3 protein-coding genes are annotated in these 1575 nt (G+C 64.8%); all 3 read right to left on the bottom strand.

Annotated elements, in window-relative coordinates; all coding sequences use genetic code 11:
- A partial coding sequence (locus V6M61_RS03875; RefSeq protein ID WP_332775249.1) for an Rsd/AlgQ family anti-sigma factor occupies positions 1 to 306 on the bottom strand: 306 nt, incomplete at its 3' end.
- A 385-nt stretch (positions 307 to 691) separates the two neighbouring features.
- Entirely contained in the window at positions 692 to 1183 is a 492-nt protein-coding gene (locus tag V6M61_RS03870; protein WP_332775248.1) for a disulfide bond formation protein B, read from the bottom strand.
- Positions 1184 to 1322: 139 nt separating this feature from the next.
- Positions 1323 to 1575, bottom strand: a 253-nt coding sequence (locus tag V6M61_RS03865) for a heme biosynthesis protein HemY (RefSeq protein ID WP_442957724.1), incomplete at its 5' end; no start/stop codon positions are given.

The following is a 1575-nucleotide window of genomic DNA, read 5'->3' as shown; positions in this document are numbered from 1 at the left end:
CGCCACTTCGGTGATCGCTTCGATACGCGGATAGATCTGCTGGGCCAAGTCGAGACCCCGCTGGTCGCCGAAGGCCTTGGCCTCGCTGGTCAACTGTTCGTAGACCTCGAAGTGTCCAGCCGACACATAGTCGACCAGGACTTCGCAGAACCTCAGCAAGGTCTGCGCATTGGCGCTGGGCGCCTGCGGCGAATCGCTAATGGCGGTAAACGCCGCCACCAGTTCGCGGCGCTCTTGCAACCAACGGTCAATCAGCAGGTGAACTCCACCCCAACGTTCCTGGGCGTTCTGACAACTCTCGAGCATGATGACCTCACTTCCCTTATCGGCATTCCTGTTATACGTCCGCTCCGAGACGTTTTTTTGTCAATCGGTGCATGGTTTTGGGAAGGCACCCACAGAATGGCAACTTTCCGGCGGTGCGTGCAGGCAGATTATGCCCGCGGGCCTGCGCCATCAAGGCACTCGATGGAGAAAATTTCATACGAGCGTTTAATCGGTGGCCCGCATCATTCCTGACGCCTGCAGGTGCAGCGACCGGTCCAGGCACCACGCTGCAACACGGCTTTTGCACGCGCGGACGCGCACTCGCCAGGATCCCCCCACCCTCGAATTCGGCAGGAATCCGCGCCGCCGCCGTGCTTCGGGGCCATCGACAGGAGCCTGGCCGCCCCTCACGGACTGGCCGGCATCAGGTCCGGCGCAACAACTGCAGCAGGGCGAACAACGCCATGGCGACGAAACCGAGCAGGCTCCACTCGGGAATGCTCATGCCGAACAGCGTCCAGTTGACCTCGGCGCAGTCGGCCGAGCCGTGTAGCACCAGGCGCACGATGTCCTGGAACGGCAGGGCTTCCATCATGTAGTCGAGGCTCGGCAGGCAGGCCGGCAGCTGGTCCGCCGGCACCCCTTGCAGCCAGATCTGCCGGCCGGCCGTGGCGCCACCGGCAGCAGCGAACAGCAGCGCCAGCACCGCGTAGACCCGGCGGCCGACTGTGCCGGGGGCGTGCAGCGCAGCGATCAGGCAGACCAGGCCGAAACCGATCACGGCGATCCGCTGCACCACGCACAGTGGGCACGGCTCCAGTCCGACCACATGCTCCAGATAGAGGGCGGCCCCCATCAGCGCCAGGCTAGCGAGAAAGGCGAGAAAGAATAACGAACGCGGGCTGGCCAGAGGCATGGCGGCTCCGAAGGCGGTGGCAAGGGCGCCTACGGTAGTGGAAAGCGCCTCGGCCTTTCAAGACAAACACCGCCAGCCTTCCCGCGAGTAGCGCCCTGCCACCGCTGGCCAATCGCCGGCGCGGGATCCCCCGGCCGCGCTAGTGCAGAGCCGGCTCGGACAGCGGCAAACCGCTCAGGCGCTGATCGAGCAGTCCCAGGCCTTCCTGGAACAATCGATTGCTGCGCTCGACCTCGCCCAACTGGGTCAGCAGGCGGGCCAGTTCCGCACAGGTTTCCGGGTGGCGCTGAAACACCAGGCTGCTCTCGAAGTACTCCTTGGCCTTGCCCCACAGCTGGTTCTGCACGCACAGCCGGCCCAGGGTCAGCAGCAGGTCGGCATCCTTGGGATGC

Origin of the sequence: Polaromonas sp., assembly GCF_036676035.1 — a bacterium.
Classification (GTDB): domain Bacteria; phylum Pseudomonadota; class Gammaproteobacteria; order Burkholderiales; family Burkholderiaceae_C; genus Polaromonas.
The sequence above is the reverse complement of the archived record's forward strand: the minus strand, read 5'-3'. Positions and strand labels throughout refer to the sequence as shown.